An 8,179-nucleotide genomic window follows, 5' to 3' on the forward strand; every position below is an offset into this window, starting at 1 on the left:
AATCTGAATCACAGTGGCCGAAAAACCACACTGGGGCATCACAGGTGTACCCTTCATAAACAAAACAACCTCTTGGGCCTTGATGACTTCAGAAATACGGTTGTGGGTTTCATCTTGCATGGTCATAGCAGTACTCCAAACACTGATTCATTATCGTTTCATCACGATATGCTAGGTGTATTAACCCAACAATACCCCCGTGCAAAGCCAGAAAACGCGATTATAGTGCTTTTAGACTCGCTTTAAGTATTGCCATAATTTTGGTATTAGAGTGCTAGAGGAGGAGCGATTTTGCGAGTTTTTTATACGGATACATTCGTTCTACCACTACCCGATGGCCATAAATTCCCAATGGAGAAATACTGCCGAGTGCGCGAAACCCTACTAGAACAGCAGGTTATTAACCCTTCGGACTTGAAAATTCCTCGACGAGCAACCCGGCAAGAACTCTCCCAGGCCCACGACCCACATTACGTCCAACGCGTCCTAGAGGGGCAACTTACAGCCAAAGAGACACGTCGTATCGGTTTCCCGTGGTCTGATGCTATGGTCGAGCGCTCCCGGCGATCTGTCGGCGCTACTTTGGAAGCGACTTCGGCAGCAATAAAGCATGGGCTCGGAATCAATCTCGCCGGTGGCACGCACCACGGGTTTGCAGACCGAGGTGAAGGCTTTTGCGTGTTTAACGATGTGGTCGTCGCGGCCCGTCAAATCCAACATCAGCACCCCAATGCTCAGATTTTGGTCATCGATTGTGATGTCCATCAAGGCAACGGTACTGCAGCGATGACACAAGACACTGCCTCGATTTTTACCTTTTCGATTCACGGTGCCCGAAATTTCCCTTACCGAAAACAAGTCAGTGATCTCGACGTTGCCCTTGCCGATGGTACCGGTGACAGTGATTACTTAGACTCTCTAGAGAATGCGCTCCAGACCATTGATGCCCGATTTGACCCCGATATTGTGTTCTACCTAGCTGGAGCAGATCCCTACGAGGGAGATCGCTTTGGAAGACTCGGTGTTAGTAAAAAAGGGCTCCAAGAGCGTGACCACCGGGTCTTCTCTTGGTGTGAAAGTCAAAAGATTCCGTTGGTCATCACCATGTCGGGTGGCTACGCAAAAGATATCAGTGATATTGTAGACATTCATGTGGCTACCGTAAATTGCGCTCTCCACCAGTTCAAATTCCAGTCGGCAAACTTTGCTTCTAGGAGTTCATGATGATTACAGGCTCACTGCTTACCGCTTTTGGATGTTTGTTCTTTCTAATGAGTGAGTACAAGCAAAACCAAATAGGTATTTGGATCTTCAAGACGTTGGCCGCTCTTGGCTTCATCGTCGTCGCACTTGGTGCAGGAGCAACTTCAACGCCATATGGAGTCACGATTCTCATCGGGCTCTTTCTTTGTTTAGGCGGTGACGTCCTCTTAATCCCCAAGTCGAAAATTATTTTTTTATTGGGTATCGGTTCGTTTCTACTCGGTCACATCGCATTCGCCATTGCCTTTGGGCAGGCAGGGTTCGACGTAAACTCTGCCCTCATAGTCACTGTGCCCATGCTCATACTCTCGGGATTTATATTGCGATGGCTTTGGCCCCATCTGGACAGTTTGATGCAAAAAGCCGTACCCGCGTACATCGCAGCGATTACAGTCATGGTCATTTTAGCAGTTGGCTGCGCCGTTAAACATGACGCACCTTGGGTGGCGATTGGTGCTATCGGTTTTATGTTTTCCGATATAGCCGTGGCTCGAGAGAGATTTGTTTCTTCGAATCTATTGAATAAGCTATGGGGAACGCCGCTTTATTTTGGGTCTCAGATCGTGATCGCATCAACAACTGCAATTAATGTCATTCAAGTGAACACGTAAATGAGATTTACTTAGAAATCAGAGCCAAGCGTGTAACGTCGCCGAAGTCACGAACCTGAAGGCCGTTCAATTCAACGGTTTTAAAACCTTGAATTCCCTCAACCAACTCTGGATCAACAATACCCATCGCCGACTGAAATTCCCCCAAAACATCTCGGCCTCTTTGACTTACCAGAGCTACCTTGGAGAACTCTTGGAGGCGATTCGCAAAATTCGCGGGCTCGCCAATAATAGCAAGCTCGCTGCGGTGACGCGTTCCAATCATTCCAAGAACGACTTCTCCTGCGGCCAAGCCAACCGAAATCTTAAGGCCACGAAACTCTGCCCCATTCACACCTTCGAGAAGTCTTGGAAAGGCCTCAACGATTCTTCTACAAGCCTGCACACCGGCTTGCCGACCGCCGCTACCACTTAAGCCAAAGACAGCCATCAGGCCATCGCCCAGGTGCTTATCGACCAAGCCACCTGCTTCATAGATAATCGTATGAATTCGCTTAAAGATTGCCTGTAAGGTTCTAATCACGCGGCTTGCTGGCGTGCTGGCGCTAAAACGGGTGAACCCACGGATATCAACAAACATGACCGCAAGTTCTATTTTGCGAGCTTCACCAAAGTCTAAAGAATCGCTGCTTCTGCGCCCGGAGATATCTTTACCCGATTTCTCCAGCACTCGATAAAGTTCGTCTTTATCCTCAAGCAGTCCCTTAACCATCCCCACCAAACGCTTGTTGTCTTCGCGCATTCGAAAATTGCCTACGGCTTCTGTAACCGTATTACGAAGTAACTGAGCTTCTACTGGTTTGGTAAGGTAGCGATAAACACCAGCGTTGTTGATTGCATTGATAATACTTTGCAACTCAGCATAACCGGTCAGGATAATTCTCGTAGCCGTATGTTGTTGTTTATGAAGCTCACAGAAAAACTCTACGCCGGTCATTCCCGGCATTCTGTGATCACAAACGATAGCAGAGATTGCTTCATTCTCAGAAGCTTGCCGAAGCGCATCATTAGCATCTCGCGCCAAAATGACATCGTAATCTCGGGAGAGTATTCCGCGAAGCAAATTCCGATTTGCCTCTTCATCATCAACGACCAGGATGGACTCTTTAGCCTCCTGCTCACTGGCAACGCTCCCTAGCTGCTGATTTGCTGCATCCCAATTAAACATTGATACTCTGTTCCATGTTTGCCCCCGCGCTACCCCAGCGTTTTATTGGTTCAAACATTTCTACACGAGCCTTTCCTGCTGCCCGCTTAATCTCATTTTACTCGTAATACAGGACGGATTACGAGACCTTTTTTCAATGCTCAACGACACTTCCATACAACACTCGTCAATTTGGGCATGATCCAACCCGCATATCTACAATTACGAAGGTTCCGATAAAATCGCGCTATTCTTAGGCTTTAATAGAGAAACTCGAGGATTTAGCCTCTGTACGACGACGAGGTAGGAGATCGCTCTACATCCGCTGATAACGGCAGCACCACACTAAACCGCACCCACCCAGAGCTACGTCCACTATCTTCCAATGAGACTCCCGCTCCGCCTTCTCTCAAGATACTTTGAGTAACATTCAGACCTGTTCCGCGGCGCCCATAAGAAGAAAAACCCATACGGAAAATGTGAGCCTCGTGTTCAGTACTGATAGGTGGTCCATTGTTGGAAATTAAAATGCGAACAAAACCTTCTTTGCATTTTGTATCTACATCAATCACAAGCTCAGGGACGGATTGTGAAGATCTTCTGGCAAAGAGATAACCATTGTTCACAATATTCTTTATCGCGTGAATAATTAAATACGGATTGCCGTAAACTCCGAAGTCACCAGCCTGGCCTAAGTTTTCTCTTAGTGTAACCGGTTCAACTATTTTCTTACCGAGGTCATCGACCACACGCCCCTTCATACTATCCAAGATATCCAGAAGGGGAATCAGCTCCGCAGTCTCACCATCGATACAGGACAACCCTCTCATTTCATCAACCACGTGCGCCGCGCGTTGCACTCCGAATGATGCGTCATCAAATACTCCCTCGCAGCGTTCGAAGGCTTCTTCAAATTGAAGCAGAATACTCTGTGCTTCATCTGTTTGGTCAGCGTGCTCAAAAAGAGTAATTACCTTGCGCTGGATATAAGAAACTTCCTCGCGCGCCTTCGTCATGCCCAAGAGGATATAATTCAAAGGGTTGTTGAGATGGTGAGCGATGCTGGAAAAAATCTGCAGCCGAGATTCAAAGGCTTCTTGTAACTGATTCTCAAAACCCTGTGAAGCAAGGCGTGCATCCGCATGCTCGATCTTAAGCTTGTGATACGAGTGCCCCACTCCGCAAAGCCAAATTGTAGGGACCAAACCAATGAGCCCCCAAAGCGCAGCATATGCACCAGAACCAATTCGATACACACCAACAAGTTCCAATACCAAAACACAGGTAGATATCAGCATGATCAAATTCGAAGTGTTGATGATCCCGCACTCACCTCGGTCTAAATCCCCAGCCTTAATAAGCCCTGCCATTAAAACACTGCCAACCAGCGTGGCCCCCAGCCAAAAAAAACCGGCCCAATCAAGCGGCGAGAGAGCTACCACCGCTAAAGAGAGGCCAAACGCAATCGTCTCTGCTCCGACCCAGCCTCCACCACCCGGCTCCCCACGCTTAAAGACACGAGCACAGACAAAAGACCATTGGGCGCCGGTGGCGATACAGCCAAGCAGATATATCAAGCGCACAGACGAATATGACCCATTCGGCCATAAAAACTCGGCACCTATACCCTCAAAGGTAAGAAGTGATGCCGCATAGCAAAACGAACCAAGAGATAACCAAAGGAGATATTTTACTCGCAACACGACTCTGGTTAAAAGCAGCCCCAACGTAATCAACAACGTCCAAGCAAACGTAAAGCTCAGCAGTAAATTGTGAGCTCGCCTTTCAATCAGTAGGTTCTCAGGCTCTAGGATTTGGAGCTCGGCTGCGACTCTCGAATTTGAGGAAACCTTCAACAAGCTCACCTCAACCCCTACAGGCAGTGGTAGAGTATTACGCCCATAACGCAACGTACGCTTATCCCACGGGATACTCTCACCGGAAACCTGAGTTTTCCAACTTCCATCTAAGAGGCGGTGGTGCAAGACGAAATCTCTAACACCTGGCTGCTCAGAATGAAGCAACCAGCTACCGCTAAGGTTTACGGTACTGGGAATTTGAAACCAGATTTCAGTCTGCTTTTCAAGAAACAAACCCGAGGGTGCCAGTTCACGGTCAAGCTGCCCTAAACCGGCTGCAATCCGAGCCTCGTCGAGGGTCCAGCCACCTTCCGCGCTCAGAGACCACCTCACTTGAGACTGCAAGATTTCTCGTTGCTTCTCAAAAGGTTCCCCGTCGGCCTCAGCCGCACCTAAACCACATGCACAAAGCAGTAGAATTCCAATACCCACAAGCCAAGGCGGTGCGGGGCTATACTTTGACGAGAGCCAACTCAGTAATTTCTCCAAAGTCCCGAACCTGAAGACCATTAAGCTGTACCAAACTACAGCTTTCTCCTTCTTCAATCAGGTTTACGTCGACCAGCCCCATCGCGCATTCAAACTCACCAAAGGTCTCTCGACCCAGCCCGTCTTGAAGGGCAAGCTTTGGCAGCTCCTGAAGTCGCGCCGCTCGGTTGGCTGGTTGACCAATGATAGCAAGTTCACTTCGACGCTCTGTACCCAACATTCCTAAAACAACCTCACCCGATGCGGCACCGAGTGAAAGCTTGAGTTCTTTAAAGTCATCGCCCTCAACACTTTCGAGGATACTTGGAAATTCCTTTACAATAGCCTCTACCGCTTTAATCACGGTGGATGGTGATTTTGCAGTGTTGAGGCCAAAAACTGCCATTAAGCCATCGCCTAAGTGTTTATCGACGATGCCTCCATGCTCGTAAATGATTTCATGAATACGAGAAAAAATTGTTCTCAAGGTACCGACCAAACGTGTCGCAGAAAGAGTCTCGGTAAGTTCAGCCAAACCACAGATATCGCAAAACATCACCGCAAGACTTACCTTACGCGGTTCGTCCATTGCCATCTCGGGTGCGTTGTCAGCCAAACTTGATGTGTCGATACCCTCGACTTCCATTTCCTTAATGAGCTCAGATTTTTCTTCCACCAGCGTTTTCACCAGCGAGATCAGACGCCCATTTTCTTGTCGAATCTGGTATTGATGCACTGCCTCACGGACGGTTGAGCGTAGTGTGTCGGTCTCAACTGGCTTCGTCAGATAACGAAAAATCCCTGCTTGATTGATGGCGCTGATAATACTTTGAAGTTCTGCGTAACCCGTAAGAATAATCCGTGTCGCAGAGTGACCTCTTTTCTCCAACTCGCTGAAGAACTCAACACCTGTCATACCCGGCATTCTGTGATCGCAAACAATTGCACACACACCGTCGTAAGATGATTTCTCGAGGGCTTCCTCACCATCACAGGCGGTAATCACGTCAAAGTCTTGGCCAAGGATGCCTTTTAAAAGCGCTCGGTTTGTTTCCTCATCATCAACGATGAGAATGAGTTCACGCTCGCCATCAACCGTGTCCTCCTCTTGAGATAACTGCTTCGCCGCTGCGTCCCAATTAAACATTTTCAGGCCCCTTTACTCTCTTCATCGGTGACCCATCATAGTGGTCACCCTCAATCGTTACTCGCTCGTTTTATGGCACTCTATGCGTCGCCACTGTCTTCGGTTTCTTGAATCATCATGACAGGAAGCCACATCACAAATCGCGCCCCACCAAGCTCCTCATCATTTTCTACACGGATGATACCGCCGTGGTCGGCTACAATGGTTGCGCATACAGAAAGCCCAAGCCCTGTTCCAACCCCTGACGGTTTCGTGGTGAAAAAGGCTTCAAAAACTTGTTCGCGAAGTACCTCCTCCACACCTGCTCCATTGTCCGAAACAGCCACACATACACCGGCCACACCATCTCGCTCGGCAACATAAGACTGAACCTTAATCTGGCCCTTAAAAATTCTCCCTTGAGCTCGTTCTACTTCGACTTGCTCATCGAGAGCATCGGCCGCATTGGCAAACAAGTTGGTTAGGACTTGCCCGATATGACTGCGGAAACAAGTTATCAAGGGCAGCTCACCCAGCTCCTTAGTGAGCAGGTGACGCTTGGTTTTGCCTCCCGTGATCACCAAAGACTCTCTGGCTATCTCGTTCAGAACAACATCAGAGGTAGGACTGCGGTCAAAACGGCTCTGTGTTCTCAAAGCCTGAGTGATATCTGTAAGCCTTCCCGAAGCAGTGAAACTATTCTCAAGCGCAGAACGCATATTCTCGATCCGGTTGCGAACGTTAGCAGCAACTCTCTGTGCTTCTTCACTTTCGTCAAATAGCGCCCCTAAAAAGCTCTCTAGATCTCCGATCTGGGAATTGAGTTCCTGGGCTGTCGCACCTACTAACCAAACGGGATTGGCTATTTCGTGACTAATACTTGCCACCATCTGCCCAAGAGAGGAGAGCTTTTCCGCTTGTATCAAAGTCTCCTTCGCACTTTTCAGTTCGTTTAAGGCCATAGTACGGCGCTCTTGTGCATGTTCTGCAGCTTTCTCTGCACTAAACATCTTCATTCGCACTTCATTGAGTTTACCCTCAACCTGCTTACGCTCCTCTAGCTCTTCATCCAGGTTATCGACCGCTCTCTGTAAGGCATCAGCAAATTCTTTGAGTTCACGAGCACGCTCTCCCAAGCGCCGGACGCGTTGTCGATAAATCGTCATGACCGTAATAATCAGAATAACAACCGTACCGAGCCAAAACCACCAACGCAGCCACCAAGGCGGTTTAATCGTAAAACTCCAGCGAATAGGTTCGGCAGACCAGAGCCCATCATTATTTGAGGCTAAGAGTTCAAATTGATACTCGTGCTCGATTAAGGTCGCCGGTAAGTTCATAAACTTCTGGGAGAACTCTTTGGTGGGCTCACTCCACTTATCGTCGTAACCAAGGATTCGGTATTTATAACGAACATCTTGCTCCTCAGAGTAACTTAGAGCCGAATAGCCTATCTTGATTTCATTGGTCCCGTTGGGCAGGAGATTTAAATCCGAATATCGAAACACTGGCTTTGGCAGCCGTGTATTACGACGGTGCTCTGAAGGACGATAAATCGAAAGACCTTTAGGGGTTCCATAATAAACTGCCCCCGTACTGCCCACGTAGACCGACTGCAGCCACCAGACTTCATTATCCACCAAGCCATCGGTTCGGGTTACCACACGAACAACTTTCAATGTTTCAGGGTCGATTTCAGCCATTC

Annotated in this window: 7 protein-coding genes; 2 read left to right on the plus strand and 5 right to left on the minus strand. The window is 48.4% G+C overall.

Going from position 1 to position 8,179, the window contains the following annotated elements:
• Positions 1–126: monothiol glutaredoxin, Grx4 family (locus HOK28_01530; protein ID MBT6431740.1), on the minus strand; the 126-nt coding region annotated here is incomplete at its 3' end.
• 165 nt (positions 127–291) lie between these two features.
• Here HOK28_01530 and HOK28_01535 point away from each other — a divergent pair.
• The gene (locus HOK28_01535; protein ID MBT6431741.1) at positions 292–1,224 is read left to right on the plus strand and encodes a histone deacetylase; all 933 of its coding nucleotides are present in this window, start codon (positions 292–294) and stop codon (positions 1,222–1,224) included.
• Entirely contained in the window at positions 1,224–1,874 is a 651-nt protein-coding gene (locus HOK28_01540; protein ID MBT6431742.1) for a lysoplasmalogenase, read from the plus strand. Before HOK28_01535 ends, HOK28_01540 begins: the two co-directional genes overlap by 1 nt.
• Before the next feature lie 7 nt (positions 1,875–1,881).
• Here the strand turns inward: HOK28_01540 and HOK28_01545 are convergent, their stop codons facing one another.
• From HOK28_01545 to HOK28_01560, 4 genes are all read right to left on the minus strand, one after another.
• The gene (locus tag HOK28_01545; GenBank protein MBT6431743.1) at positions 1,882–3,042 is read right to left on the minus strand and encodes a response regulator; all 1,161 of its coding nucleotides are present in this window, start codon (positions 3,040–3,042) and stop codon (positions 1,882–1,884) included.
• A gap of 260 nt (positions 3,043–3,302) precedes the next feature.
• Positions 3,303–5,369 (minus strand): hypothetical protein, encoded by a 2,067-nt coding sequence (locus HOK28_01550; GenBank protein MBT6431744.1) that lies wholly within the window; start codon positions 5,367–5,369, stop codon positions 3,303–3,305.
• Positions 5,332–6,495, minus strand: coding sequence for a response regulator (locus tag HOK28_01555; protein ID MBT6431745.1), 1,164 nt, complete (start codon positions 6,493–6,495; stop codon positions 5,332–5,334). Before HOK28_01555 ends, HOK28_01550 begins: the two co-directional genes overlap by 38 nt.
• An 80-nt stretch (positions 6,496–6,575) precedes the next feature.
• Positions 6,576–8,179, minus strand: a 1,604-nt coding sequence (locus HOK28_01560) for a hypothetical protein (protein ID MBT6431746.1), incomplete at its 5' end; no start/stop codon positions are given.

The organism is Deltaproteobacteria bacterium (assembly GCA_018668695.1).
Classification (GTDB): Bacteria; Myxococcota; XYA12-FULL-58-9; order XYA12-FULL-58-9; family JABJBS01; genus JABJBS01.

Coding starts and splice junctions, on each gene's coding strand:
- HOK28_01540 (MBT6431742.1), top strand. CDS start 1,224: ATGATTACAGGCTCACTGCTTACCGCTTTTGGATGTTTGTTCTTTCTA.
- HOK28_01545 (MBT6431743.1), bottom strand. CDS start 3,042: ATGTTTAATTGGGATGCAGCAAATCAGCAGCTAGGGAGCGTTGCCAGT.
- HOK28_01555 (MBT6431745.1), bottom strand. CDS start 6,495: ATGTTTAATTGGGACGCAGCGGCGAAGCAGTTATCTCAAGAGGAGGAC.